This is a genomic window from Leifsonia sp. McL0627 (assembly GCF_058244615.1).
In genome coordinates this window covers 499,306-525,534 of the sequence record NZ_JBZCGM010000003.1, presented here as the reverse complement: position 1 = coordinate 525,534, position 26,229 = coordinate 499,306, and the positions used below count along the sequence as shown (strand labels likewise).

The window sequence follows — 26,229 nt, the reverse complement described above, 5'->3', positions numbered from 1 at the left end:
CTTCACCGCGCGGTGTGGAACCGCAACTGGGCAGCCGTCATGCCCTCCGCGGCGATCTGCTCAACCGCATCCGCCGCGTCGGCGACGAGATTCGGGAGCGTCTTGCGTTCGGTGCTGCTGAAGCCCTTGAGGACGTGATCGGCAGCGCCGGACGAACCGGGTGGGCGACCGACGCCGACACGCACCCTGGCGAAGTCGCCCGTCCCGATGGCGGACATGACGTCGCGGACGCCGTTGTGCCCGCCGTGACCTCCGCCGAACTTGAGCTTGAGGGTGTCGAATGGGATGTCGAGCTCGTCCTGCACGACGATCAGCTGCGACGGTTCGAGCGAGTAGAAGCGCAGCAACTGCGCGACAGGCCCGCCGGAGACGTTCATGAACGTGTTCGGCTTGGCCAGGATGAACCGCGGCCCGCCGGGGGCGATGCGCCCCTCGGCGACCGTGGCGTTCGTCTTGTGGGACTTGAAGGTGAGACGACCGCGCTCCGCGAGCTCGTCGAGCACCATCTGCCCCACGTTGTGACGCGTGGCGGCGTAGCCGGGCCCGGGGTTACCGAGCCCGACCACGAGCCAGGGTGATTCCATCGAGAGTGTTACTCGGCGGCCGACTCGGCAGCAGCGGCAGCAGACTCAGCGGCAGCGGCCTCGGCCACGGCGGCGTCGGCCTCTTCGTCGGCGCGCGACGCGGCGGGGACGATGACGCTGAGGATGAGGAGGTCCTCGTCCTCGGCCAGAGCGGCGCCCGCAGGAAGGACGAAGTCCTTCGCGTGGTACTGGGTGCCCTCTTCTGCACCGGTGACATCGAGGACGATGCGCTCCGGGATGTGGGTCGCTTCGACCTCGAGGCGCAGGGTCGGGATGTCGAGCACCGCGATGGTGCCGGAGAACGGCTCGCCCTCGACGTGCACGGGGACCTCGACGGAGACCTTCTCGCCCTGGCGGATGACGATGAGGTCGAGGTGCTCGATGATCTGGAGCACGGGGTCCTTCTGGACGTCCTTCACGAGGACGAGCTGGCTCTTGCCCGCGATGTCGAGGTCGAGGACCGCGTTCGCCTTGCGGAGCAGCAGGCCGACCTGGTGGGCCGGGACCGTCACGTGGATGGGGTCGGTGCCGTGACCGTAGACGACGGCGGGGATCTTGCCCGCTGCGCGGATCTTGCGGGCGGCGCCCTTGCCGAAGCTCTCGCGTGCCTCGGTAACGACCTTGTTGGACTCGTCAGCCATGATTGTCTCCTTGCCGGCCGTGCCGGCTGTCGGGCGAGCGCTGCTCGCAGTGTCTGGTTGTGTTCGACTCGAACGCATCGATCTGATGAAAGACGTGTGAGGAAAGACTGCGAAGCCCTGCTCCACCGCGTCGATTACGGACTGCGCGCGTGACCGCGTGCATCCCTCGCCGAAGTTCAATCGCCAAGTCTAGCCGATCCCGGCACTGGTGGCGGCGCACGACCACCGTATGCAATATTGATGATCTGCGATCGGGTCGAAGGGGGCACAGGATGCGTGTGAACGGACTGACAGCGGTCGCCGTGGCGGCCGCGGCCGTCGCGCTCGCCGCCCTCGGCGGATGCACGTCGTCCGACGATCCGACGACGTCGCCGGCCGCCGCATCGCCGACGCGCCCCGCCCCGAAGAACACGCCGTCCGCCCACCCGGTCGACCCCGCCGACCTCTCGGGCTGGCTGGTCACCTGGGCGGGAACAGGGCCGCTCACGATCGGCGGCGACGTCACCGCGCAGACTGCAGCCATCCCCGGCTTCCAGAACACGTTCGATCAGGACGGCTGCTTCGGCTACCGGCTCGAGACGCAGCCGACCGATGCGGCGCCGTCCGGAACGCGCATCGCCGTGTCCACCGTCGCCGGCACGGGGCGGGCGACGTCGACCGTGCGCATCCAGGCGGTCGACGCGTCCGGCCTCGACCAGCCCGTGACGCCGACCCCGACGACCAGCGCGGGGATCGGTCTCGGCTCGACGCTGGATGCGCTGAAGCAGGCGTATCCGGGGCTGGAACGCAGCAACAGCGTGTCCGGGGGCCAGCGCGCGTACGCCCTCGGCGACGGCAGCGGCCGCTTCGTCGACTTCGTCGTCAACGCCAACGGCTTCGTCACCGAACTCTGGGTCGGCGGCGACGACCGCGTTCCATCGTCCATCTGCAACTCATAGCGGGAAGAACCTTGGGCTCGATGGCTTGGTAGGCTGGGGACGTCTGCTCGACGCACGCAAACAGCGGGGTCGGAGCGCGAAAGTTGGCCTCCGGTCCGGATCTGGACGTCTCGGCCCGCACGCGATCTCGCGTCCCCTCTACACCTCTACGCCGGCGCACCGTCCGCCGCACACGAAGGAGCGTTCTGTGTCTCACGAAGCATCAGCCAACATCGGCGTCGTCGGCCTGGCTGTGATGGGCTCGAATCTGGCCCGCAACCTGGCCTCGCGTGAGGGGAACACGGTCGCCGTGTTCAACCGCACGTACTCCCGCACCGACGAACTGATCACCGAGCATCCCGAAGCCGGATTCGTCTCCTCGGAGAGCATCGACGACTTCGTGGCGTCGCTGTCGAAGCCGCGCACCGCGATCATCATGGTGCAGGCCGGGAAGGGCACCGACGCGGTCATCGACCAGCTCGTGGAGCGGTTCGAGCCCGGCGACATCATCGTCGACGGCGGCAACGCGAACTTCCAGGACACCATCGAGCGGGAGAAGCGCATCTCCCCCAGCGGCATCCACTTCGTCGGCACGGGGATCTCCGGCGGCGAGGAGGGCGCGCTCAAGGGCCCGTCGATCATGCCGGGCGGGTCGGAGGAGTCGTACAAGACCCTCGGGCCGATCCTCGCCTCCATCGCCGCGGTCGCCGAAGGCGAGCCGTGCGTGACGCACGTCGGCACCGACGGTGCGGGCCACTTCGTGAAGATGATCCACAACGGCATCGAATACGCGGACATGCAGCTCATCGCCGAGGCGTACGACCTGTTGCGCACCGTCGGCGGCCTGGAGCCCGCCGCGATCGCCGACGTGTTCAGCGAGTGGAACAAGGGCTACCTCAAGTCGTACCTCATCGAGATCACCGCCGAGGTGCTCCGCCAGGTGGATGCGGACACCGGCAAGCCGTTCGTCGACATCGTCCTCGACCAGGCAGGGTCCAAGGGCACCGGCGTGTGGACCGTGCAGAACGCACTCGACCTCGGCATCCCGGTCGGCGGCATCGCCGAGGCCGTGTTCGCCCGCGCCGTGTCGTCCAAGCCCGCCCAGCGCGCAGCGGTGCAGGCCGTGGTGAAGAGTCGCCCAGAGGTGCAGCCGGTGGAAGCGTCGTTCGCGGACGACGTGTCCAAGGCGCTGTACGCCTCCAAGGTCGTCGCATACGCGCAGGGCTTCGACGCGATCATCGCCGGCGCCGAGAAGTACGGCTGGACGATCAACAAGGACAAGATCGCAAAGATCTGGCGCGGCGGCTGCATCATCCGCGCCCAGTTCCTCAACCGCATCGCCGACGCGTACGACGAGAACCCGGACATCGCCACGCTGCTGGAGGCGCCGTACTTCGCGGACGCCGTCGCCGAGGGCGAGGCCGCGTGGCGCCGCGTCGTGGCGACCGCAGCGCTCTCCGGTGTCCCGATTCCGGGCTTCGGTGCCGCGCTCAGCTACTACGACTCGCTCGCGGTCACCCGCCTCCCCGCCGCCCTCGTGCAGGGACAGCGCGACTTCTTCGGCGCGCACACTTACAAGCGCGTCGACAAAGACGGCACCTTCCACACCCTCTGGTCCGCCGACCGCACCGAAATCGAGACAGAGGGCTCCAGCCACTAACCCGGGTGAGGTTGCGGAATGGGCGCGTTCGGCTGAGACTCGGAGGGTGAGTTTTGACGAGCATCCGGAGCTGGTGGGGTACGAGCCGGACGACGAGCGGCCGCTGCGCGGGCGCCGGACGATGATCGCGACGCGCATCGTCGTGATCGTCGGACTCGTCGCGCTCGTGCTGCCGGGCGTGCTCGTGACGATCAGCATCGCGTCGACCACTGCGACGCAGACCTGCGCCGTGTACGTGTCCCGCTACGCACCGGATGCGCAGGGCTCGTCAGCGCGCTTCGAACTGTTCGCGCCGGCCGGGCCGGGCTGGCAGTGCTACGCGCTGAACACCGAGGGCGACGCCACGTTCGTGGCGCCCCTCGGGCTCATTCCGTCGACGCCGCACGCGCTCCCGTAGGGAGAGCCCCGGAGGGAGAGCGACGGGCGTTACGCCGCCCCGTCGAACATCGACGTGACGGAGCCGTCCGTGAAGACCTGCTGGATCGCGTTCGCGAGCAGCGGGGCGATCGGCAGGATGGTGAGCTTGTCCCAGCGCTTGTGCTCCGGAAGCGGAAGCGTGTCGGTGACGACGACCGAGTCGATCGCGTCGCTCTGCAGGAGCTCGACGGCCGGGTCGCTGAACACCGCGTGCGTCGCGGCGACGACGACGCCGAGCGCGCCGGCGGCCTTCAAAGCCTCCGCGGCTTTCACGATGGTGCGGCCGGTGTCGATCAGGTCGTCGACGAGCAGGCAGACGCGGCCCTCGACCGCACCGACGATCTCGTGGACCGAGACCTGGTTGGGGACGAGCGGGTCGCGGCGCTTGTGGATGATCGCGAGCGGGACGCCGAGCTTGTCGCTCCAGATGTCGGCGACGCGCACGCGGCCCATGTCGGGAGAGACGACGGTCGTGATGGCCGGGTCGAGCTCGCGCTTCATGTGCTCGAGCAGCACCGGCATGGCGAAGAGGTGGTCGACGGGGCCGTCGAAGAAGCCCTGGATCTGCGCGGCGTGCAGGTCGACCGACATGATGCGGTCGGCGCCGGCCGCCTTGAACAGGTCGGCGACGAGGCGGGCGGAGATCGGCTCGCGGCCGCGGCCCTTCTTGTCTTGACGGGCGTACGGGTAGAAGGGGGCGACGACGGTGATGCGCTTGGCGGAGGCCCGCTTGAGCGCATCCACCATGATCAACTGCTCCATGAGCCACTCGTTGATCGGTGAGGTGTGCGACTGGATGACGAACGCGTCCGAGCCGCGGACGCTCTCATCGAAGCGCGCGTAGATCTCGCCGTTGGCGAAGGTGCGTGAGTCGGTGGGAACGAGGTCGCTGCCCAGGCACTCCGCGATCTCTTCTGCCAGCCGGGGATGCGCCCGTCCAGAAATCAGAACAAGTCGCTTCTGGCCGGTGGTGGTGATCCCTGACACTTACTCTCCGCTCTCTTCCGCAGCTGTGGCGGCTTCGGTGCCCGGCCGCTTCTGTGCGACCCAACCTTCGATGTTGCGTTGCGGAGCCACCGTGAGGGCGAGCGCTCCAGCAGGTATGTCCTTGCGGACGATGGTTCCCGCTCCCGTGTACGCTCCGTCACCCATCCTAACGGGCGCGACGAACACGGTGTTCGTGCTGGCACGAACGTGCGAGCCGATCTCGGTGCGGTGCTTGTTCACGCCGTCGTAGTTGGCGGTGATGACGCCGGCGCCGAGGTTCGACTTCTCGCCGACCTCCGCATCCCCGACGTAGTTGAAGTGGGCGAGCTTGGTGCCGGCGCCGATGACCGCGTTCTTGGTCTCGACGAAGGTGCCGATCTTGCCGTCGGCTCCGAGGATCGTGCCGGGGCGCAGGTAGGCGAACGGGCCGACCGTTGCTCCGGCGCCGATCACGGCGAGCGTCGCGTCCGTGCGCTTGACCGTGGCGTTCTCGCCGACCTCGCAGTCGAGCAGCGTGGTGTCAGGGCCGACGACGGCGCCGGTCTCGACCACGGTCGCGCCGCGGAGCTGCGTGCCGGGGAGGATCGTGACGTCCGGGGCGAGCCTCGTCTTGACGTCGATCCAGGTGGTCGCAGGATCTTGGACGGTGACCCCGGCGAGCTGCCAGGTGCGCACGATCAGGGCGTTCAGCTTGGCCGCGGCCTCGCTGAGCTGGGCGCGGTCGTTGATGCCCTCGACCAGCCACGACTCGGAGACGGGCAGTGCATCCACGTCGAAGCCCGCCGTGCGCAGCAGCCCGATGACGTCGGTCAGGTATTTCTCGCCCTGCGCGTTGTCGGTGGTGAGCGCGGCGAGCTGATCACGCAGCTGCGACAGGCCGAACAGGTAGATGCCCGCGTTGATCTCGCCGATCTCGCGCTCCGCGTCCGTGGCGTCTTTGTGCTCCACGATGCGGTCGAGGTGACCGCTCTCCGTGCGGACGATGCGGCCGTAGCCGGTGGCGTCGGCGGGGAACGACGACAGGATGGTCGCGGCGGCGCCCCCTGCACGGTGCTTCTCGATCAGCTCGCGCAGCGTGGCCGAATCGAGGAGAGGGACGTCGCCGTTCACGACCAGCACGTCTCCGGCGAAGTCGGTGGGCAGAGCCGCGACGGCCAGCTCGACGGCGCGGCCGGTGCCAGGCACGTCGTCCTGGTCGACGATCAGACTTTCCGGCAGATCCGCCGAGATCACTTCGACGAGGCGGTCGCGCTCGTACCGGACGACAGAGACGACGTGTGCCGCATCCAGCTGCTTGGCCGTCGCGAGCACGTGCCCCACGATCGGCATGCCCGCGAGCGGGTGCAGGAGCTTGGGGGTGGCGGACTTCATCCGCGTGCCCTGTCCGGCCGCGAGGACGACGATGGCAAGGTTCTGGTCGGTCATATCACTCCAGGGATCGGACGATCGGTTCCGCTCCGCCTCCAGGACTCGAACCTGGACCTAACAGCTCCAAAGGCTGTCGTGCTGCCATTACACCAAGGCGGACCGCGCGCTGCCCGTCGAAGACCGCGCCACGCGCACAACACAGTTTGCCAGACCATCGGCCGCACGCCCGACGAAATAGCATGGGGGGATGGCTGACGCACGCGACGAAGTCGACCGCATCGTGGACTCCTGGCTGCGCGAACGCCCGGACCTCGACTTCTCCCCCCTACAGGTGCTCTCCCGTGTTGCCAGGCTCTCCCGGCACCTCGACAGGGCGCGTCGCACCGCGTTCGAGCGCTCCGACCTCGAATCGTGGGAGTTCGACGTGCTCGCCGCGCTCCGCCGTGCCGGAACCCCGTACCAGCTCAGCCCGAAGGCGCTGCTGCAGCAGACCCTCGTCTCCAGCGGCACCATGACGAACCGCATCGACCGGCTCGTCTCCCGCGGGCTGGTCGAGCGGCGCACCGACCCCAACGACGGCCGCGGCATCCTGGTGCAGATGACGGCACAGGGCCTCATCAGGGTGGATGCGGCGATCACCCGCCTGGTCGACGCCGAGTCCGAGCTGCTGGCCGGCCTCTCCCCCACCGAGCAGGAACGGCTCGCGTCCCTGCTGCGCAAGCTGTCGCTCGGCTTCGACGAGGAGTCGTAGCGGCGTCGTAGCGGAGTCGTAGCGGCCAACCGGAGCAGCCCGCTCTCAGCAGACTGTTATGCCGCTCTCATAAACTCGGAGGCGATGAGACTCTCCCGCCTGAAACGCCTGCCCTCCAAGGTCAAGCGCGCCGCCCGTTTCGAGATCCACGCGCACTGGCGCCGGCAGCCGATCGTCGTCGGGTCCGTCTTCTACGAGGCCTTCTCCGGCAACGGGATGCTCGACAACCCCGAGGCGATCTTCCGCGAGCTCCTCGCCGCCCCCGACCTCGCGCACCTCACCCACATCTGGGCCCTCTCCGATCTCGGGCAGTACCAGGCGGCCGTCGACGAGTTCGCCGGCAATCCCCGGGTCAGCTTCGTGAAGTACGGCTCCGCCGCCTACTACCGCGCTCTGGCCACGAGCCAGTATCTCGTCAACAACGCGACCTTCCCGTTCGACTTCGGCAAACGCGACGGCCAGGTGTATCTGAACACCTGGCACGGCACCCCGCTGAAGCGCATGGGATACGACATCGAAGACGGCGCGCTCGGCACGGCCAACATCATCCGCAACTTCGTGCAGGCCGACTACCTGCTCTCCGCCAACCCGTTCATGACCGAGCAGATGTACGAGACCGGGTACAAGCTCACCGGTGTCTACCGGGGAACGCTGGTCGAGGAAGGCTACCCGCGGATCGACAGGCAGTTCCTGGACGACGCTGGACGCGCATCCGTCCGTCGTCAGCTGGTCGACGCCGGAATCCCGCTCGGCGACCGCAAGGTGGTGCTTTTCGCGCCCACCTGGAAGGGTGCTTCGTTCGGTCGGCCCACCGACGACATCGACGACATCCTGCAGCACATCGCCGCGATCGAGGAGGGCATCGACACCAGCAGGTACGCGGTGCTGCTGAAGACCCACCAGAGCGTCCACCGGCTCGCCAGGCACCGGCCGGAGCTGAAGCGGATGCTCGTCCCGAACGAGATCCCCACCAACGCCGTTCTCGGCGTGACGGACGCGCTCATCACCGACTACTCCAGCATCTTCTTCGACTTCCTGCAGACCGGCCGCCCCATCCTGTTCTTCACGCCGGACATCGCCGACTACGTGGGCACCCGCGGCCTCTACTTCGAGCCGGACGAGTGGCCGGGGCCTTCGCATCTGACCGCTGCCGCTCTGGGCGACGAGCTCGCCGCCATCGCCGAGAACGGGGATGCGGTGCCAGAGGCCTGGCGCGATCGCTACCTCGCGGCGCAGCGCCGGTTCACCCCGTACGAAGATGGCGCCGCGTCGAAGCGCGTCGTCGACATCGTGTTCCGCGGCGTCAGGGAGGGCTACCGCCTGCGCACCGGGATCGAGGACGACGGGCGCACCAAGATCCTGCTGTACCTCGGCGGGATGCGCCCCAACGGCATCACGACGTCCGCTCTCAACCTGCTCAACAACCTCGACCACGAGCGCTATGACGTGTCGGCGTTCTTCTCGCAGAGCAGGTCGGCGGCGACGATCGCCAAACAGAAGCAGATCCACCCAGCGGTCCGTCAGTTCCCGCGCGTCGGAGGCATGAACGGCGCCAAGCTGCGCCACCTCGCCCGCCACCTCGACTTCCGTCGCGGACGCATCGCCGAGCACTCGAACATCCCGTCGCAGAACCGGCTGTGGAACGACGAGTGGTCGCGGTGCTTCGGTGACAGCGCGTTCGACTACGTGGTCGACTTCTCCGGCTACGGGCCGTTCTGGGCGACGCTGCTGCTGCACTCCCCCGCGGCGAAGCGCTCGATCTGGCTGCACAACGACCTGGCGTCTGATGCGCACCGCGAGGTCGGCGGCGAGAAGAAGATGCTGCACAGCCTCACCCAGCTCTTCACCCTGTACGAGCAGTACGACCATCTCGTCTCGGTGTCGCCGACCCTGTCCGACATCAACCGGGACGGCCTCTCGGAGTTCGCGCCGCCGGAGAAGTTCACGTTCGCGCTGAACACGGTCGATGCCGAGCACATCCTCGAGAACGCGCAGGCCGACCTGCACGAACTGGCCTTCGACGAGGAGACGGGCGAGAACCCGCCGTGGGCGAACGCCCTGCTCGCACGATCCGACGATGTGACCACGTTCGTCAACGTCGGCAGGCTCTCGCCGGAGAAGAACCAAGCGCGGCTGATCCGGGCGTTCGCCGAGGTGCACGCCACGCATCCGGCCACCCGGCTGATCATCGTCGGCGCCGGTCCCCTGTTCGACGACCTGTCTGCGCTCATCGAAAGCCTCGAACTCGGCGACGCCGTGTTCCTGACCGGGATGCAGCGCAACCCGCACGCCATCATGGCGGCGGCCGACTGCTTCGTGCTGTCGAGCGACTACGAGGGCCAGCCGATGGTCATCCTGGAGGCGCTGGTGCTCGGCCTGCCGATCGTCACGGTGGAGTTCGCGTCGGCGAAGAACGCGCTGCCGGTGGGAAGCGGGCTGGTCGTGCCGCAGTCGGACGCTGGAGTCGCGGCAGGCCTCGCCGCGTTCCTTGACGGTGAGGTGCCGGAGAGCGCGTTCGACTACGTGGCGTACAACCGCAAGGCCGTCACGCAGTTCTACGCGGCGATCGGCGCCGAGTAGCGGCGCGCGCGCGTCAGGCGCGTCACGCGCGTGAGGCGCGTCAGGCGCGTCGGGCGAGTCAGGCGCGCGCGACGAGCGCCGGGATCGCCGACCGGACCGACGCCGGGAGCTCGCCGTAGAGTGCGCCGCGGGCGTCGCCCAGGCGCGCTTCCACGAACGCTGCGCCCACCGCAGCCGGTGCGTGCCGCAGCAGCAGCGACGCCTGCAGGGCCAGCGCCAGCGACGCGACCAGCGGGCGGACGGCGGCCTCCGCATCCCGAGGGTCGCCGCCGGCCAGCCCGGCGACTGTCGTACGCAGCGCGTCGTGATGCGCGTCGAACACCGGATGCACGCCGCGGGCGGCGGCGAGTTCGGTGTCGAACGCAGCGAGCGACTCCGGTTCGCGCTGGATCGCGCGCAGCACATCCAGGGCGATGACGTTGCCTGAGCCTTCCCAGATCGCCATCACCGGCTGCTCCCGGTAGCGGCGGGCCAGCGGGAAGGCCTCGGTGAACCCGTTGCCACCGAGGCACTCCATCGCCTCGTACGCGTGGCCGGGGCCGCGCTTGCAGACCCAGTATTTGGTGACTGCCGTCGCGAGACGCCGGAACGCGCGCTCGACGTCCGTCGCGTCCTCGTCGTGGGCGCGAGCGAGCCGCAGCCCGACCGCTGTCGCCGCCTCCGACTCCAGGGCGAGGTCGGCGATCACGGCGGTCATGGCGGGCTGGTCGATCAGGCGGGCGCCGAACGCCGACCGGTGCCTGGCGTGCCAGGACGCCTCCGCGACCGCCTGCCGCATCCCGGCCGCGCTGCCCAGGATGCAGTCGAGGCGGGTGCGGTTCACCATCTCCAGGATGGTGCGGACGCCGCGGCCCTCCTCGCCGAGCAGGTGACCGACCGTGCCGTCGAACTCGACCTCGCTGGACGCGTTCGAGCGGTTGCCGAGCTTGTCCTTGAGCCGCTGGATGGCGAAGACGTTGCGCGATCCGTCGTCGAGCATCCGCGGCACCAGGAAGCAGCTGAGCCCGGAGGCGGTCTGCGCGAGCACGAGGAACGCATCCGACATCGGCGCGGAGCAGAACCACTTGTGGCCGGTGAGCAGGTGGCGACCCTCCCCCTCCGGAACGGCGGTGGTCGTGTTGGCGCGCACATCGGAGCCGCCCTGCTTCTCGGTCATCGCCATGCCGAACAGGGCAGAGCGCTTCCCCGCTGCGAGCACGGGACCGTACTCGCGGCTGAGCAGACGCGGCAGCCAGGTCGCGCTCAGCGCGTCGGACGCGGCAAGCGCAGGAACGGCCGCGTGCGTCATCGACACCGGGCAGGCGTGGCCGGGCTCGACCTGCGCGAACAGCAGGAACGCGGCCGCCCTCGCGACGTTCGCGCCGGGGCGGGGCTCCGCCCACGCCGACGTGTGCGCTCCAGCGGCGACGGCCTCGCCGAGGATGCGGTGGTACGACGGGTCGTATTCGACCTCGTCGATGCGGTTCCCCCAGCGGTCGAACGCGTTCAGCACGGGTTCGTGCACGTTCGCCCGCTCGGCGTCGTGCTGGAACCGTGCGCTCCCGACCAGCCGGCCGACCTCCGCGAGCCGGCCGGTCGCCCATCCGGCGTCGTGGCGCTCCACCGCCTCGACGAGCGGGACGTTCGCGGCGAACTCGTCCAGGTCAACCCGCGGCGGCGGCTGGTTGGTGACGGCGTGCGTTGCCATGCCGCGAGCCTACCCGCGCACCCGCCACCCCCGGATGTGGTGGTTCTTAGGAGTCGAGTTGCTCGGAGAGGTCGAGCCAGCGGGTCTCGAGCGTGGCGATCTCGTCTTCGAGAGCGCGCAGCTCGGCCGAGATGGTGCCGATGCCCTCGTAGTCGGACTGGTCGTGCTGGGCGAGACGCTCATGCGTCGCGGCGACCTGGTCGGCGAGCTTGCCGAGGCGGCGGTCGATGGAGGAGACCTCCTTCTCGGCGGCGCGCAGGGCGGCTCCGCTGAGCGCGGGGCCAGTGGATGCGCCGCTCGCGATCGCGGGCGCGGCGGCCGCCGTCGCGGAGGGACCGCCCGTGGCCAGCTGCCCCTTGCGCAACGCGAGGTATTCGTCGACCCCGCCGGGCAGGTGCCGGAGGGACGCATCCATCACGGCATACTGCTGGTCGGTGACGCGCTCGATCAGGTAGCGGTCGTGCGAGACCACGATGAGGGTGCCTGGCCAGGAGTCGAGCAGGTCTTCCATCGCGGCCAGCATGTCGGTGTCGAGGTCGTTGGTCGGCTCGTCGAGGATGAGCACGTTCGGCTCGTCCAGCAGGATGAGGAGCAGCTGCAGCCGTCGCTTCTGACCGCCGGAGAGGTCTTTGACCGGGGTGGAGAGCTGGGCGTTGGTGAAGCCGAGACGTTCGAGCATCTGCCCGGGCGTCATCTCTTTGCCCCCGGCGAGGTAGGTGGTGCGCTTGCCTGCGATGACCGCGCTGACCCTGTCTTCCATCACGTCGTCCAGCTCGGAGAGCTGCTGCGTGAGCGTCGCGATCTTGACGGTCTTGCCGCGCTTGACGCGGCCGGACGTCGGCTCGACCGTCCCGGCGATCAGGCCGAGCAGGGTCGACTTGCCAGCGCCGTTGACGCCCAGGATGCCGGTGCGCTCGCCGGGGGCGATCCGCCACTCGATGTCGCGCAGTACGGTCTTCGGCGGGTACACGACGGTGGTGTCGAGCAGGTCGACCACGTCTTTGCCGAGCCGGGCGGTGGCCATCTGGCTGAGCTCGACGGCGTTGCGGACGGGCGGTTCGTCGGCGATCAGCTCGGCCGCCGCGTCCATCCGGAACTTCGGCTTCGAGGTGCGAGCCGGCGCTCCCCTGCGCAGCCAGGCGAGTTCCTTGCGCATCAGGTTCTGACGCTTGCCCTCGACCACCGCCGCCATCCTGTCGCGCTCCACGCGCTGCAGGATGTACGCGGCGTATCCGCCCTCGAACGGCTCGATCAGCCGGTCGTGCACCTCCCAGGTGGCCGTGGACACCTCGTCGAGGAACCACCGGTCGTGCGTGACGACGACGAGGCCGCCGGAATTCGCCGGCCACCGCGTCTTCAGGTGCGCCGCCAGCCAGGCGACGCCCTCGATGTCGAGGTGGTTGGTCGGCTCGTCGAGGAACAGGATGTCGTGGTCGTGCACCAGCAGCGCTGCGAGCGCGACGCGGCGGCGCTGGCCGCCGGAGAGCTCCCCGATCGTCGCCTCCCAGCGGATGTCCGAGACGAGCCCGGCAAGGACGTCCCTGACCCGCGCATCCCCCGCCCACAGGTGCTCGTCCTGGTCGCCGACGATGGCCTGGCCGACCCGGAGGGTCTGGTCGAGCTCGTCGCCCTGGTCGAGCATCCCGACGGTCACGTCGCGGCGGCGGGTGACCCGCCCTGCGTCCGGCTCGATGCGCCCGGCGAGCAGCGACAACAGGGTGGATTTGCCGTCTCCGTTGCGGCCGACGATGCCGATGCGGTCGCCCTCGTTGATGCCGATCGTGACGCTGTCGAAGATCACGCGCGTCGGGTATTCGAGGTGCAGCGACTCAGCGCCGAGGAGGTGTGCCATGAGGGTTTCCAGCCTACCGGCACGGGCGTTCGCCCCCAGGACGGGTGATCCCGGACGGCACCCGCGGTATGGGAGGATCACTGGGACCGGTCTGCCCGCCCGACAGATTACTCCGACCCGTTCACGGCGACCGACCGGTCGGGATGGGGAACGCCGTGACCGACTACGCCTCGAGCCCGGATGCGAAGCCGCTGTTCGGACGCGACAGGGAACGCGAGACGATGCTCCTGGTCGCCCATCGCGCCCTCGGCTCCGGCGGGGCGCTCCTCGTCACCGGAGAGGCCGGCCTCGGCAAGACCGCGCTGCTCGCCGACGTGGCGGAGCGGCTGGACGGCTGGACCGTGCTGCGGGTGCACGCCGACTCGTTCGAGTCCGACCTGAGCTACGCCACGGTGGAGACCCTGGTGCGCGGGCTGAACGCCGTCAGCGGCACGCGCATCCGGCCGCCGGAGCAGTCCGACGACCCTCTGACGGTCGGCCGTCTTCTGCTTGACGCCATCGACGGCGTCGGCAAGCCCGTCTGCCTGATCGTCGACGACGCGCAGTGGGTGGATGAGGCGTCGGCGCGGGCGCTCCGGTTCGTCGTGCGCCGCCTGTCCGACCAGGGCTTCCTGTTCACCGCAGCGACGCGTCCGCTCCCCGGCAGCGTCGTCTCCCTGTTCGAGGACGTCGCGTCGTCCACCGTCAACCACGCCCGCGTCGACCTCACCCCGCTGAGCGTGGCGGACACGCAGGACCTCGCCCAGCACATCCTGGGTCACGCCGTCTCCCGGCGGACGGCGACGAGGCTCACCGAGGCGACCCAGGGCTCCCCGCTGCTACTCAGCGTGCTGCTCGGACAGCTGCGCGAAACGTTCGCCGCCGCGCTGCACCCGGCGGGCTGGGACCTGCCGGCCGCTGCCATCACGCCGCTCTCCACGGCGGTCGGCGCCGCGCTGGAGGGCGCTGACCCGTCCGTCCGCGAGGCGGCGGAGATCATCGCCGTGCTGCGCGACCCGCTCCCCCTCCCCGTGTTCGGCACCATCGCGGCCCGCCTCGACAGCCGGGTGGACGCCGCGGGCGCAGTCTCCCGCGGACTCGTGCTCTCCTCCGAACGCGACGGCGTCGTCTGGGTGGAACCCGCGCACGCCATCCTCGCCGACGCGCTCTCCGGCGAGCTCACCCTGCAGCGCAAAGTCGCCATCCACCGGGTCGCCGCCGACGTGCTCACCGGCCACCGCGCCCTCCGGCACCGGGTCGAGGCGGCCGACATCGCCGACCCGACCCTCGTCGCCGAACTGCTCGACGCCAGCAGGACGGCGGCGGACCGCAATCAGGCCGACCAGGCGATGAGCTACGCCCGCTCCGCCGTGCACCTCGCCGCCCCGGGGCCGGAGCACGACCGCGCCCTCCTGGAGATCGGCCTGCTCGCGCTGCGCACCAGGATGCACGAGCGCATCTTCGACCTGACCCCAGCCATCGAAGCGCTGCCCGCGTCGCAGGCGCGCGACCTCGTGGTGCTCGAACTGCGCACGCTCACCGGCGACATCCCCGGCGCACTCTCCGTCGCCCTCACGCTGGAGGCCGGCGAGGGGACCACAGCGGACGAGCGGGCGATCCGCGCGCACGTGGCCGAGGCCATCCCGAAGGTGCTGATGGCGACCCGCGACTTCCCCGGCGTCTTCGACCACCTGGTGATCGGCCGGCAGCTCATCGCCGCCGCTCCCGCCGACCCCGACGAGGTCGAAGACCCTGCACTGCGCTGGCTCGCCCAGCCGCGCGACTACCTGCTCCGGCTGCTCGGCTGGGCGCTCACCGCCGCCGGACACGTCCGCCCCGACCTCGTGCCGGCGCTGGTGGAGGAACTCGACGAACTCCTGGTCGATGCTGCCTCGCCCTCGGCCGTCGACGCGTTCGTGTCCCGCGCCAGGGTGTTCGTGCTCGCCGGAGACGTCGGCCGCGCCCGCGACGACCTCGAGAGGGCCAACGAACTTCTCCAGCGGTTCCCGTCCAGCTGGACGGCCGGTTTCGCCCGAACGATCTTCGCGCACGTCCTCTTCCTCGTCGGCGAATGGGACGAGTCGGTGACGCTCGCGGACGCGGCGGTCGCGCTCGCCCTCGACGAGACCGATCTGTCCGGCTGGCCGATCGCCCTCTGGGCGTCGACGCTGGTGCGTGCCGGACGCGGCGAGACCGCCGCCGTGGACGAACGGCTCCGGTCGGCGGCGCAGGCGAAGCTCAGCATCGCCGGGTCGTACGACAGCGACCTCCCATACATCGCGCGCGCCGAACTCGCCCGCGCCCACGACGACCGGGAAGCACAACTCGCCGTGGCGGAGGAGGCGGAGTCCGTGGCGACCCGCGCATCCACCCTCGGCTGGCTGACCCACAGGGTGGATGCGCTCGCCGCACTCGGTCGCGCAGACGACGCACGCGCATCCCTCTCCCGCTGCGCCGAGGACCGGATGTGGCGGCCATACTACGGCTCGCTCGGCTGGCTGGAAGGCCGGGTGCTCGAAGCGGAGGGGAAGAAGCAGGAGGCGGTGGAGGCGTACCTCGCGTCGCTGGACGACCCGTCCGCCGCGCGCTTCCCGTTCCCGCAGGCGGTCGCGGCGGCGGACGCCGGACGGCTCCTGGCCGAACTCGGCACGGACCGGCCACGAGCGACCGCGCTGCTCGAACAGGCGGCCGAGACGTTCCGCCGCGTCGGAGCCTCCGGATACCTCGCCCGCTGCGCCCGCCTGCTGGAAGAGCTGACGGTCACCGCCGGAGGCGCGGAGGACGCGTCGGCCGACCCGTTCGCGCCGCTGACGACCAGGGAACGACAGGTCGCGTACGCTCTCGCCGCCGGCATGACCAACAAGGAGATCGCGGAGCGGCTGTACGTGTCGGTGACCACGGTCAACTTCCACGTGCGAAACATCCTGGCGAAGCTGGAACTGTCCTCCCGGCGCGACCTGCGCAAGCTCAGCGTCGCCTCCCGGAGCGTGCGCGCGAACCGCTCCCGGCACCGCCCCGTCAATACTTGACGGTTTTCCCGTCACGGTTATGAGAGCACCTGACGGGCTCGGTATTTTGGAATCACACCCGGGGATGCCCGACCGCGGGGGCGCTTGGATACGATGCAAGAACGAATCGTCTCAACACCCGACTTGCGTCTGCGCTAAGGGCATCCTTGGGTAGAAACCATCTCGATTCTTTTGAGCGAGGTCTCGCGATTCTCAGAGACTTCTTGCCGATATCCCGACATGCTGGGACGCGCACACCGAATCGAGAGGCCGCCGGATGAACCTGCTGCAAGCCCTGATCCTCGGCATCGTCGAAGGCATCACCGAGTTCCTTCCCGTGTCGAGCACGGGACACCTGACCATCGTCGAGAAACTCCTCGGACTGACGATCGACGACAAAGGCGTGACGGCGTTCACCGCGATCATCCAAGTCGGCGCCATCCTGGCCGCGATCATCTACTTCTGGAAAGACATCGTCCGGATCGTCGTCGCCTGGGTGCAAGGTCTGTTCAACCGGGACAAACGCGACCACGACTACCGGATGGGCTGGTACGTGATCATCGGCTCCATCCCCATCGCGATCGTCGGCCTGCTGGCGAAAGACCTCATCTCGGGCGGACTGCGCAACCTGTGGGTGGTGGTCGCGGCCCTCATCCTGTGGAGCATCGTGATGTGGGCGGCCGAGCGGGTGGGACGCCAGAACCGCGGCGAGGAGTCGACGAACACGGTCGACGCGATCGCCATCGGCGTGTTCCAGGTGATCGCCCTCATTCCCGGCGTGTCCCGCTCCGGCGCGACGATCAGCGCGGGCCTGTTCCGCGGGCTCGACCGCGTCGCGGCCACCCGCCTGTCGTTCTTCCTCGCCATCCCGGCGCTCGTCGCGGCCGGCGGCTACGAGGGGATCACGCAGGCGAGCGCGATCAGCGCCAGCGTCGGCTGGCTGCCGACAATCGTGGCCACGCTGGTGAGCCTCGTGGTGGCATACGTCAGCATCGCCTGGCTGCTGCGCCTGGTGAGCAAGCACCCGATCACGATCTTCATCTGGTACCGCATCGGGCTGGCCGTGCTGGTGGCCATCCTGCTGCTGACGGGCGTCATCACCGCAACCTGACGCGCGCGTTCTCCACAGGCCGAAGTCCGGCCGCGGCGAGATACCAGTAACTGTCGCGCATCCCGGGCGTTTTGCGACAGTTACTGGCATCTCACGCGACGGACTATTCCGGCAGGATGCGCGCCCCGTGCACCGGGCCGGTGGCCCGCACCGCCGTCAGCCGCGCGGCGCTCAGCGCGATCTGCAGGTCGAGCGCACTGTCGAGGTCGGCGGTCAGGAACGCGACCGTCGGCCCCGAACCGGAGACGATCCCCGCGAGCGCCCCGTTCATCTCGCCCAGTTCGATCACGGCGCCGATCTCGGGCGCCAGGTGGATGGCCGGGGCCTGGAGGTCGTTCGTCAGCGACTCGGCGAGCATGGCCGGGTCGCCTGCCCGCAGCGCCTGCAGCACCGCCGTGTCGACCGTCGGCGTGAACTGGGCGGGCGCGATGTCTCGGGAGTGACGCTCCCGGTGACGGTCGAGCTCGCTGTACACGGCCGGCGTGCTCAGCTGGCTGTCCGGGAGGGCGAGCACCCAGTGGAACTGGCCGGTCGCCAGCGCCGGGCTCAGCCGGTCTCCCCTGCCCGTGCCGATCGCCGTTCCTCCGACGAGCGCGAACGGCACGTCTGCGCCAAGACGCACGGCGATGCTGTGCAGGTCTTCCTTGCTCGCCTCTGTGCCCCAGAGGGCGTCGCAGGCGACCAGGGTGGCCGCGGCGTCCGCCGAGCCTCCTCCCATGCCGCCGGCGATGGGGACGTGCTTGTCGATCTCCAGCCGGACGCCTCCGGTGTACCCGGTCTTCTTGGCGAGCAGCTTCGCCGCCTTGATGGCCAGGTTGGTGCCGTCCGTCGGCAGCCCGGACGTGTCGATCGAGCCGCCGAAGCTCACCGAGAACTCGTCGTCGGGATACGCGCGCACATCCTCGTAGAGCGAGACGGCCTGGTACGCGGTCGCGACGTCGTGGTAACCGTCGTCCATCACCGCGCCGACGCGCATGAACACGTTGATCTTGCCGGGGCTCGCACGTGAACTGCGTCAATGGCCGGAGTGGTCATAGTCCCAACCTACAGGCGGATGCGCCCGGCGCTAGACCCTCGCGGTGGCGAGCCTGACGAAGTCCGCGATGCCGAGCTGTTCGCCCCGGAGTGTCGGCGCGATCCCGGCAGCCTCCAGGGCGGCGGATGCGGTGGCGGAGTCGCCGTAGGCCGGCGCGAGCGCCTGCCGCAGCATCTTCCTGCGCTGCTGGAACGCCGCATCCACCAGTTCGAAGGTGGCGGCGCGCAGCGTCTCGTCCCCGGGCTCCTCGGCGTGACGCTCGAAGGCGACCAGGACGGAGTCGACGTTGGGGATCGGCCAGAACACCTGGCGGCTCACGGTGCCCGCCGTGCGCCAGCTGCCATACCAGGCGGCCTTCACGCTCGGGGCGCCGTAGACCTTCGACCCCGGCTCCGCTGCGACGCGGAAACCGACCTCGGCCTGCACCATCACGACACCGCTCCGGATGCCGGGGAAATGCTCCAGGAAGTGCAGCAGCACGGGCACGGAGACGTTGTACGGCAGGTTCGCCACCAGCCGGGTCGGCGACTGCGGCAGCTCGGTGACGCGCAGGGCGTCCTTGTGGACGACGGTGAGCCGGCCCGCCGCCTCCGGAGCCATCGTGCGCACCGTCGTCGGCAGCTGCTCGGCGAGCCTGCCGTCGATCTCGACGGCGACGACCGTCGCGTCCGCCTCCAGCAGCCCGAGGGTCAGCGAGCCGAGACCGGGACCGACCTCGACCACCACGTCGCCCGGCTGCACCTTCGCGACGCGCACGATGCGGCGCACGGTGTTGCCGTCGATGACGAAGTTCTGGCCGAGCTTCTTGGTCGGCGTGACGTCGAGCAGATCGGCCAGGTCGCGGATCTCCGCTGGACCGAGCAGACGGAGGGCGCTCACGCGATGATCCCGATGGGCGTGGTCGGCGGTGACGCGACGGGCTCGGCGTCCCAGCGGCCGTAGACCAGCTCGGTGTTGGAGCAGATCTGCGCGGCGAGCGTCGAGGCGTCCGTGCCGATCGTCTCCGCCATCGCCCGCAGGGTGTGCGGGATGAGATAAGGCGCGTTCGGCCGGCCGCGGAACGGCGTCGGGGTGAGGAACGGGGCGTCGGTCTCGACCATGATCAGCGAGCGCGGCGCGACCCGCAGGGCCTCGCGCAGGTTCTCCGCGTTCTTGAAGGTGACGTTCCCGGCGAACGACATGTACCAGCCGTTCTCCGCGCAGAGCTGGGCGAACTCGGCATCGCCGGAGAAGCAGTGGAAGACCGTGCGCTCGGGGGCGCCGACGCGCTTGAGCGTCGCGATGACGTCGGCGTGCGCATCCCGATCGTGGATCTGCATGGCGAGGTCGTTCTGCTTGGCGATCTCGATGTGCGCCTCGAACGAGCGGAACTGCGCCTCCCGCCGGGGCCCGGCCTCGGTGCGGTAGAAGTCCAGGCCGGTCTCTCCGACGGCGCGGACCCGCGGGCGGGCGGCGAGTTCGGCGATCACGGCGAGCGCGTCGTCGAGTTCACCGCGCTCGGCGTAGTCGGGAGCGTCGTTGGGGTGCAGGGCGACGGCCGCGAGCATCCGGGGTTCGATGGCGGCCATGTCGGCCGACCAGCGCGACGTCTCCACGTCATTGCCGACCTGCACGACACCGCGCACGCCGACACTGGATGCGCGGTCCAGCTGCTCCCGGTAGTCCATCGGCTCGTCGCCGTCCGCGATCTCCAGATGCGTGTGGTTGTCGTACACGGGGACGACCAGCGCCTCCGGGAGCGGCGGGTACTCCAGGTCGCGCCCGTCGGTGACGTGCCGCTGCCGGATGAACGCCGGGTCGGTCATGCTCCTGGCACCGCGTCCGCGTCGATCCGGGGGAACAGCGCTTCGAGTCCGTTGACCGTCGTGCCGATGGGCAACTGGCCCCAGTCCCCCGCCGTGCGCAACGGCTGCTCGTCGAGACCGCCGAGCTCGTCCTCCGCACCGAGAGCGACCCACAGCTTGAGGGTGGCCTTGGGGATCACGGGCGACAGCAGCACGGCGAGCGCACGCAGGCCCTCCGCCGCGGTGTACAGCACCGTGCCGAGGCGTTCGCGCTGCGTCTCGTCCTTGGCGAGGCTCCACGGTTCCTGAGCGGTGATGTAGCCGTTGAGCTCGTCGACGATGGTCCAGATCGCGGTGAGAGCGTCGTGGATGGCGAGCTTCTCGATGGCGGCGTCTGCCGCCGCTGCGGCGTCGGCGACCGTCTTCTGCACGGCGAAGTCGGCGTCTTCATACCGGTCGGCCGGCGGGACGACGCCCTCGAAGTAGCGCGAGACCATCGCGACCACCCGGGAGGCGAGGTTGCCGAAACCGTTCGCGAGCTCCGCCTGGTAGCGCGCAGACAGGTCTTCCCAGCTGAACGAGCCGTCCTGGCCGAAGCTGATGGCGCGCATGAAGTAATACCGGAACGCATCCGACCCGAACGTGTCGGTGATCTGGGTGGGCGCGATGCCGGTCAGCTTGGACTTGGACATCTTCTCGCCACCGACCAGCAGCCAGCCGTGGCCGTAGACCTGGTGCGGGACGTCGAGCCCCGCGGCCATCAGCATCGCGGGCCAGATCACTGCGTGGAAGCGCAGGATGTCTTTGCCGACGATGTGCGTGGCCGGCCAGCGCCTGGCGAAGTTCGCGTCGTCCTGGCCGTAGCCGACAGCGGTGGCGTAGTTCAGCAGCGCGTCGAACCAGACGTAGACGACGTGCGACTCGTCCCACGGCACCTTGATGCCCCAGTCGAAGCTCGACCGGGAGATGGAGAGGTCGCTGAGGCCCTGCCGCACGAACGAGACGACCTCGTTGCGCGCCGACTCCGGCTGCACGAATCCTGGACGCTCCTCGAAGAGCGCCAGCAGCTGGTCGGCGAACTGGCTCATCCGGAAGAAGTAGTTCTTCTCCTGCAGCAGCTCCAGCGGCTTGGAGTGGATGGCGCAGACCTTCTGGCCCTCGTACTCCCCCGTGCCGTCGACGATCTCGCTCTGTGGCTTGAACTCCTCGCAGCCGACGCAGTACAGCGCCTCGTACTCCCCTGCGTAGATGAAGCCGTCGTCGTAGAGCTTCTGCAGGAACTTCTGCACATTCTTCTCGTGGCGCTCGTCCGTGGTGCGGATGAAGTCGTCGTTCGCGATGTCGATCGTCTTCAGCAGCGGCAGCCACTCGTTCGTGACGAGCCTGTCCGCCCACTCCTGCGGCGTCGTACCGTTCGCGGTCGCGGTGCGTAGGATCTTCTGCCCGTGCTCGTCCGTGCCGGTCAGCAGCCAGGTGTCGTCACCGGCCTGCCTGTGCCAGCGCGCAAGGACGTCAGCGGCGACCTCCGTGTATGCGTGCCCGATGTGCGGGACATCATTCACGTAGAAGATCGGCGTGGTGATGTAGAACGAAGAGCCGTCGGACATGGTGACCATCCTACGGGCGCGCCGGACCGCATCCGGGCGTGTTACCGGTCGGGGGTCACTTCCGGTCGAGAGCGGCCTGGTAGAGGTCCCGTTTGCCGAGCCCTGTCGCCTCCGCGACTTCGCCCGCCGCGTCTTTCAGCCGCGTGCCGGCGGCGACCAGCGCCAGCACCTGTGTTACGCCGGTCTCCAGATCGACCGTACGCGCCTCCGCTCCCGCCACCACGACGGCGATCTCGCCGCGGACGCCGTCGGCCGCCCAGGCGGCCAGCTCGGCGGCGGTGCCCCGCTTGACCTCCTCGAACAGCTTCGTGAGCTCGCGGCAGACCACGACCCTCCGGTCATCGCCGAGCACGGTCGCGAGGTCGGTGAGGGAGGCGGCGATCCTGTTGGGCGACTCGAAGAACACCATCGTGCGAGGCTCGGAGGCGAGCGCACGGAAGGTGCTGAGCCGTTCGCCCTGCTTGCGCGGCAGGAATCCTTCGAAGGTGAAGCGGTCCGTCGGCAGCCCTGAGACGGCGAGCGCCGTCACCACCGCGCTCGGGCCGGGGAGGACGGTGACGCCGACACCGGCAGCGGCCGCGGCCTCCACCAAGTGGAAGCCGGGATCGGAGACGGTCGGCATCCCCGCATCCGACAGCACCACCACATCCTGTTCGCGCGCCAGCTCGACCAGTTCGGCCGCCTTGTCGCGCTCGTTGTGGTCGTGTAGCGCGATCAGGCGCGGCCGGTTCTCGATGCCGAGCCCGGCGAGCAACCGCTGGGTGACCCTGGTGTCCTCCGCCGCGACGACCGAGGCGGACCCCAGCACCTCGATCAGCCGGAGGGAGGCGTCCTTGAGGTTGCCGATGGGGGTGGCCGCGAGGATGATCATGCCTCGAGTCTGTCACCCACTGGCACACCCCCTAGCATGATCTGGTGACTTCGACACCCGGCATCGGCATCCCGATCGCGCCGCCACCGGCGGAGCCGACCGGCACCCGACTCGACGACTGGTGGGCCAGAATGCTCCGCACCCCGCTGCGGATGAAGCTCTGGTATTGGGGCGCCCCCATCGCCGTCACACTGCTCGCCGCCGTGCTGCGGCTCTGGAACCTGGGCTTCCCGCACGTGCTCGTGTTCGACGAGACCTTCTATGTGAAGGACGCGTGGTCGCTGATGCACCTCGGCTACGAGGGCAGCTGGCCGGACAAGGCCGATCAGCAGTTCGCCGGGGGGAACACGAACATCTTCACGTCCGACCCGTCGTTCGTCGCGCATCCCCCGCTCGGCAAGTGGATGATCGGGCTCGGGATGGCCGCATTCGGCGCCGGGGATTCGTTCGGCTGGCGCATCTCGACCGCCGTGGTCGGCATCCTGGCCGTGCTCGTGGTGTTCCTGATCGCACGGAAGCTGTTCTCCTCGACCATCCTCGCCACCGTCGCCGGGTTCCTGCTGGCGATCGACGGCCACGCGATCGTGATGAGCAGGGTGGCCCTGCTGGACAACTCGGTGATGTTCCTCGCGCTCCTGGCGTTCTGGTGCATCCTGCTGGACAGGCAGTGGCACGCCACCAGACTCGCGGAGAAGGTGCACGCCGCGTGGGCGGCCGGGCGCGACCCCGCCTGGGGGCCGGTGCTGTGGTGGCGGCCCTGGTTGCTGGCCGCCGGGATCCTGACCGGGCTGTGCGCCGGGGTGAAGTGGAGCGGCTTCTACTTCCTCGCGTTCTTCGCCGTTTACACCGTCGTCGTGGACATCATCGCGCGCCGCCGCGTCGGCCTGCCGTTCTACATCAGCGGCGGGATCCTCAAGCAGGCGCCCGCCACGTTCGTGCTCATGGTGCCGATCGCACTCGTCAGCTACGTGGCGACCTGGACCGGCTGGCTCGTGACCAGCGGCGGCTATTACCGCCACTGGGCGGAGTCGACGCACATGCAGTGGTCCGGCGCCCTGTCGTGGGTGCCGCTCTGGGTGCAGAACCTGTGGCACTACCAGACCGAGATGTACGGGTACAGCATCAACCTGCACGTCTCGCATCCGTACCAGGCGAACCCGCTCACCTGGCTGTTCATGATCCGGCCGACCAGCATGTACTACGTCGGGTCGAACGTCGGCGAGAACGGCTGCACGGCCAACGCCTGCGCGTCGGCGATCACCTCGCTCGGCAACCCGATCATCTGGTGGGCGGCCGCCGCGGCGGCGTTCTACCTGGTCTACCGGGTGATCCGCTACCGCGAGTGGCAGGTCGGGCTCATCCTCACCGGCCTCGCCGCCGGATACCTGCCCTGGCTGCTGTACATCAACCGCACCATCTTCGAGTTCTACGCGATCGCGTTCGAGCCGTACCTGATCCTGGGGTTGACGGCGGTGATCGGGATCGTGCTCGGACGACGCAGCGATCCGTCGCACCGCCGGAAACGCGGGCTCATCTGGGTGGGCGTGTTCCTGGCGGTCGTGTCGGCGGTCAGCGTGTTCTTCTGGCCGATCTGGACGGCGCAGCAGGTGCCGTTCTGGTATTGGCAGATCCACATGTGGCTGCCCAGCTGGGTGTGAGCCTCCGGTAGCCGCATCCTGTGCCGGCAAGGCCTGTGCACGGTCGGTGGCCGGGTGTAGACCGTTGCTATGGATGCGAACCAGCCGATCGATCTCGTCCCCCTGCCCGGCAGCGAACGGCCGGAGACACCGGGCGTCACCGCCCACGCCGCCATCGACCCCGAGTCGACGGTCGAGGCGACGCTCGTGCTCCGGCGGCAGGAGGAGCTGCCGGACACCGCCCTCGCCTCGCCGCTCAGCCGGGCGGACTTCGCGAAGACCTACGGCGCCTCCACGGCCGACGTCGACCTCGTCACCTCGACCATGACGGAGCTCGGCCTCACCGTGCTCGACGCGAACGCGGCGGAGCGGCGGGTGCGCGTGTCAGGGACGGCAGCGCAACTCGGCCGCGTGTTCGGCACCGACCTCGACCAGACCACAGCACGGGATGCGGCCGACCGCGAATACACCCACCGGCACCGCACCGGCGGGCTGAGCATCCCGGCCGCGCTCGACGGCGTGGTGACGGCCGTGCTCGGCATCGACGACCGCCCCCAGGCGCGCGCGCTGTTCCGGGTGGCGCGGCCTGCGGCGGTCAGCACCAGCTACACGCCGCTCGAGCTCGGCGCGATCTACCGCTTCCCCGCGAACACCGACGGCAGCGGCCAGACCATCGCCATCATCGAGCTCGGCGGCGGGTACGAGCAGAGCGACCTCGACACCTACTTCGCGGGGCTCGGCATCACCGGGCCCACCGTCACCGCCGTCGGGGTGGACGGCGCGTCGAACCAGCCGGGCGCCGACCCGAACGGCGCCGACGGCGAGGTGATGCTCGACATCGAGGTGGCGGGGGCGCTCGCGCCCGGAGCATCCATCGTCGTCTACTTCGCACCGAACACCGACGCCGGATTCATCGACGCGGTCACCACCGCGGCTCACGCCGATCCCACCCCCGCGGCCATCAGCATCAGCTGGGGCCAATCGGAGGACGCCTGGACCGCCCAGGCACGCAACGCATTCGACCAGGCCCTGACCGACGCCGCCGCCCTCGGCGCGACCGTGACGGCAGCGGCGGGCGACGACGGAAGCAGCGACAGGGTGACAGACGGCAAGGCGCACGTCGACTTCCCCGCGTCGTCCCCGCACGCCCTCGCCTGCGGAGGCACCAGGCTCAGCGCAGACGCCTCCACCGGTGTCGTGCAGTCGGAGACCGTCTGGAACAACGGCGCGGGCGCCGGCGCGACAGGAGGAGGCGTCAGCGCCGCCTTCGCCCAGCCGACCTGGCAGAAGAACGTCGGCGTCCCTGTCGGGGCGGGCGGCGTGGATGCGGGAGGCAGCGCCAACGGACCGAGCGGACGCGGGGTGCCCGACGTCTCGGCGGTCGCAGACCCGCAGACCGGCTACCGGGTGCTCGTCGACGGAAAAGAGCTGGTCATCGGAGGGACGAGCGCCGTGGCGCCGCTCTGGGCCGCCCTCGTGGCGCGGCTGGTGCAGTCGACGGGCAAGCCCCTCGGGCTGGCCCAGCCCGCGCTCTACGACTCGGTGAAGACGGGGCAGGTGGCCGCCGGATTCCGCGACATCACGAGCGGCGACAACGGGGCGTTCACCGCCGCCGCCGGGTGGGATGCGTGCACCGGGCTGGGCGTGCCGGACGGGACGGCGCTGCTGGCGACGCTGTAGCGGAGCTCGGCGGCGCTTCCTCTGCGCTTGATCTGCGCGAAGACACACCCCTAATGGGACATAGCCCCGCTG

Annotated in this window: 20 protein-coding genes and 1 tRNA gene; 9 read left to right on the top strand and 12 right to left on the bottom strand. The window is 69.5% G+C overall.

Annotation, left to right across the window (positions count from 1 at the left end):
- Positions 1-2: 2 nt before the first annotated feature.
- Both pth and AC37TH_RS10725 read right to left on the bottom strand, forming a co-directional pair.
- Positions 3-584 carry an aminoacyl-tRNA hydrolase gene (gene pth / locus AC37TH_RS10730; RefSeq protein WP_490764343.1) on the bottom strand — a complete coding sequence of 194 codons (582 nt, stop codon included), beginning with the start codon at positions 582-584 and terminating at the stop codon, positions 3-5.
- An 8-nt stretch (positions 585-592) separates the two neighbouring features.
- Positions 593-1,225: a 50S ribosomal protein L25/general stress protein Ctc gene (locus tag AC37TH_RS10725; protein WP_490764342.1), complete on the bottom strand. Its 633-nt coding sequence runs from the start codon at positions 1,223-1,225 to the stop codon at positions 593-595.
- A gap of 278 nt (positions 1,226-1,503) precedes the next feature.
- Between AC37TH_RS10725 and AC37TH_RS10720 the strand changes: the two genes are divergently transcribed.
- The 3 genes from AC37TH_RS10720 (at position 1,504) to AC37TH_RS10710 (ending at position 4,199) form a co-directional block, all read left to right on the top strand.
- On the top strand, positions 1,504-2,163 hold the full coding sequence (locus AC37TH_RS10720) for a hypothetical protein (protein WP_490764341.1): 660 nt from the start codon (positions 1,504-1,506) through the stop codon (positions 2,161-2,163).
- A 187-nt stretch (positions 2,164-2,350) separates the two neighbouring features.
- Positions 2,351-3,802: an NADP-dependent phosphogluconate dehydrogenase gene (gene gnd, locus AC37TH_RS10715; protein WP_490764340.1), complete on the top strand. Its 1,452-nt coding sequence runs from the start codon at positions 2,351-2,353 to the stop codon at positions 3,800-3,802.
- A 46-nt stretch (positions 3,803-3,848) separates the two neighbouring features.
- A complete protein-coding gene (locus AC37TH_RS10710; protein ID WP_490764339.1) occupies positions 3,849-4,199 on the top strand; it encodes a hypothetical protein in 351 nt (116 codons plus the stop codon).
- Positions 4,200-4,228: 29 nt separating this feature from the next.
- Here the strand turns inward: AC37TH_RS10710 and AC37TH_RS10705 are convergent, their stop codons facing one another.
- The 3 genes from AC37TH_RS10705 to AC37TH_RS10695 form a co-directional block, all read right to left on the bottom strand.
- Positions 4,229-5,206 carry a ribose-phosphate diphosphokinase gene (locus tag AC37TH_RS10705; protein ID WP_490764338.1) on the bottom strand — a complete coding sequence of 326 codons (978 nt, stop codon included), beginning with the start codon at positions 5,204-5,206 and terminating at the stop codon, positions 4,229-4,231.
- Positions 5,207-6,631, bottom strand: coding sequence for a bifunctional UDP-N-acetylglucosamine diphosphorylase/glucosamine-1-phosphate N-acetyltransferase GlmU (gene glmU / locus AC37TH_RS10700; RefSeq protein ID WP_490764337.1), 1,425 nt, complete (start codon positions 6,629-6,631; stop codon positions 5,207-5,209). It lies immediately after the preceding gene.
- Between the two features lie 30 nt (positions 6,632-6,661).
- Positions 6,662-6,733 (bottom strand) — tRNA-Gln (locus AC37TH_RS10695).
- Between the two features lie 88 nt (positions 6,734-6,821).
- Between AC37TH_RS10695 and AC37TH_RS10690 the strand changes: the two genes are divergently transcribed.
- Entirely contained in the window at positions 6,822-7,325 is a 504-nt protein-coding gene (locus AC37TH_RS10690) for a MarR family winged helix-turn-helix transcriptional regulator (protein ID WP_490764336.1), read from the top strand.
- Between the two features lie 84 nt (positions 7,326-7,409).
- Positions 7,410-9,905, top strand: coding sequence for a CDP-glycerol glycerophosphotransferase family protein (locus AC37TH_RS10685; protein WP_490764335.1), 2,496 nt, complete (start codon positions 7,410-7,412; stop codon positions 9,903-9,905).
- 58 nt (positions 9,906-9,963) lie between these two features.
- Here the strand turns inward: AC37TH_RS10685 and AC37TH_RS10680 are convergent, their stop codons facing one another.
- Positions 9,964-11,592 carry an acyl-CoA dehydrogenase family protein gene (locus AC37TH_RS10680; RefSeq protein ID WP_490764334.1) on the bottom strand — a complete coding sequence of 543 codons (1,629 nt, stop codon included), beginning with the start codon at positions 11,590-11,592 and terminating at the stop codon, positions 9,964-9,966.
- A gap of 46 nt (positions 11,593-11,638) precedes the next feature.
- On the bottom strand, positions 11,639-13,444 hold the full coding sequence (locus tag AC37TH_RS10675) for an ABC-F family ATP-binding cassette domain-containing protein (protein WP_490764333.1): 1,806 nt from the start codon (positions 13,442-13,444) through the stop codon (positions 11,639-11,641).
- Between the two features lie 155 nt (positions 13,445-13,599).
- On the opposite strand from AC37TH_RS10675, the gene AC37TH_RS10670 reads away from it, so the two are divergent.
- Together AC37TH_RS10670 and AC37TH_RS10665 are read left to right on the top strand one after the other, a co-directional pair.
- Complete coding sequence (locus AC37TH_RS10670; protein WP_490764332.1) at positions 13,600-16,452, top strand: helix-turn-helix transcriptional regulator; 2,853 nt, start codon at positions 13,600-13,602, stop codon at positions 16,450-16,452.
- Positions 16,453-16,708: 256 nt separating this feature from the next.
- A complete protein-coding gene (locus AC37TH_RS10665) occupies positions 16,709-17,542 on the top strand; it encodes an undecaprenyl-diphosphate phosphatase (RefSeq protein ID WP_490764331.1) in 834 nt (277 codons plus the stop codon).
- A 103-nt stretch (positions 17,543-17,645) separates the two neighbouring features.
- Here AC37TH_RS10665 and AC37TH_RS10660 read toward each other — a convergent pair whose 3' ends face one another.
- The 5 genes from AC37TH_RS10660 to rsmI all read right to left on the bottom strand — a co-directional run bounded on the left by AC37TH_RS10660 (position 17,646) and on the right by rsmI (position 22,840).
- Positions 17,646-18,518: a 4-(cytidine 5'-diphospho)-2-C-methyl-D-erythritol kinase gene (locus AC37TH_RS10660; RefSeq protein ID WP_490764330.1), complete on the bottom strand. Its 873-nt coding sequence runs from the start codon at positions 18,516-18,518 to the stop codon at positions 17,646-17,648.
- 90 nt (positions 18,519-18,608) lie between these two features.
- The gene (rsmA, locus tag AC37TH_RS10655) at positions 18,609-19,457 is read right to left on the bottom strand and encodes a 16S rRNA (adenine(1518)-N(6)/adenine(1519)-N(6))-dimethyltransferase RsmA (protein ID WP_490764329.1); all 849 of its coding nucleotides are present in this window, start codon (positions 19,455-19,457) and stop codon (positions 18,609-18,611) included.
- Positions 19,454-20,383, bottom strand: coding sequence for a TatD family hydrolase (locus AC37TH_RS10650; RefSeq protein ID WP_490764328.1), 930 nt, complete (start codon positions 20,381-20,383; stop codon positions 19,454-19,456). Before AC37TH_RS10650 ends, rsmA begins: the two co-directional genes overlap by 4 nt.
- Positions 20,380-21,969: a methionine--tRNA ligase gene (gene metG / locus AC37TH_RS10645; RefSeq protein ID WP_490764327.1), complete on the bottom strand. Its 1,590-nt coding sequence runs from the start codon at positions 21,967-21,969 to the stop codon at positions 20,380-20,382. Before metG ends, AC37TH_RS10650 begins: the two co-directional genes overlap by 4 nt.
- A gap of 55 nt (positions 21,970-22,024) precedes the next feature.
- Positions 22,025-22,840: a 16S rRNA (cytidine(1402)-2'-O)-methyltransferase gene (gene rsmI, locus AC37TH_RS10640; protein WP_490764326.1), complete on the bottom strand. Its 816-nt coding sequence runs from the start codon at positions 22,838-22,840 to the stop codon at positions 22,025-22,027.
- A 44-nt stretch (positions 22,841-22,884) separates the two neighbouring features.
- Between rsmI and AC37TH_RS10635 the strand changes: the two genes are divergently transcribed.
- Both AC37TH_RS10635 and AC37TH_RS10630 read left to right on the top strand, forming a co-directional pair.
- On the top strand, positions 22,885-24,498 hold the full coding sequence (locus tag AC37TH_RS10635) for a dolichyl-phosphate-mannose--protein mannosyltransferase (protein ID WP_490764325.1): 1,614 nt from the start codon (positions 22,885-22,887) through the stop codon (positions 24,496-24,498).
- 69 nt (positions 24,499-24,567) lie between these two features.
- Positions 24,568-26,157, top strand: a complete 1,590-nt coding sequence (locus tag AC37TH_RS10630; RefSeq protein ID WP_490764324.1) for a S53 family peptidase — start codon at positions 24,568-24,570, stop codon at positions 26,155-26,157.
- Positions 26,158-26,229: the final 72 nt, after the last annotated feature.

Excerpts from the sequence above, each read along its gene's own strand:
- glmU (WP_490764337.1), bottom strand. The coding sequence starts at position 6,631 with ATGACCGACCAGAACCTTGCCATCGTCGTCCTCGCGGCCGGACAGGGC.
- AC37TH_RS10675 (WP_490764333.1), bottom strand. The coding sequence starts at position 13,444 with ATGGCACACCTCCTCGGCGCTGAGTCGCTGCACCTCGAATACCCGACG.
- metG (WP_490764327.1), bottom strand. The coding sequence starts at position 21,969 with ATGTCCGACGGCTCTTCGTTCTACATCACCACGCCGATCTTCTACGTG.
- AC37TH_RS10680 (WP_490764334.1), bottom strand. The coding sequence starts at position 11,592 with ATGGCAACGCACGCCGTCACCAACCAGCCGCCGCCGCGGGTTGACCTG.
- AC37TH_RS10650 (WP_490764328.1), bottom strand. The coding sequence starts at position 20,383 with ATGACCGACCCGGCGTTCATCCGGCAGCGGCACGTCACCGACGGGCGC.
- rsmI (WP_490764326.1), bottom strand. The coding sequence starts at position 22,840 with ATGATCATCCTCGCGGCCACCCCCATCGGCAACCTCAAGGACGCCTCC.
- AC37TH_RS10660 (WP_490764330.1), bottom strand. The coding sequence starts at position 18,518 with ATGCGCGTCGGCGCGGTGATGGACGACGGTTACCACGACGTCGCGACC.
- AC37TH_RS10685 (WP_490764335.1), top strand. The coding sequence starts at position 7,410 with ATGAGACTCTCCCGCCTGAAACGCCTGCCCTCCAAGGTCAAGCGCGCC.
- AC37TH_RS10690 (WP_490764336.1), top strand. The coding sequence starts at position 6,822 with ATGGCTGACGCACGCGACGAAGTCGACCGCATCGTGGACTCCTGGCTG.
- pth (WP_490764343.1), bottom strand. The coding sequence starts at position 584 with ATGGAATCACCCTGGCTCGTGGTCGGGCTCGGTAACCCCGGGCCCGGC.
- AC37TH_RS10725 (WP_490764342.1), bottom strand. The coding sequence starts at position 1,225 with ATGGCTGACGAGTCCAACAAGGTCGTTACCGAGGCACGCGAGAGCTTC.
- AC37TH_RS10630 (WP_490764324.1), top strand. The coding sequence starts at position 24,568 with ATGGATGCGAACCAGCCGATCGATCTCGTCCCCCTGCCCGGCAGCGAA.
- AC37TH_RS10665 (WP_490764331.1), top strand. The coding sequence starts at position 16,709 with ATGAACCTGCTGCAAGCCCTGATCCTCGGCATCGTCGAAGGCATCACC.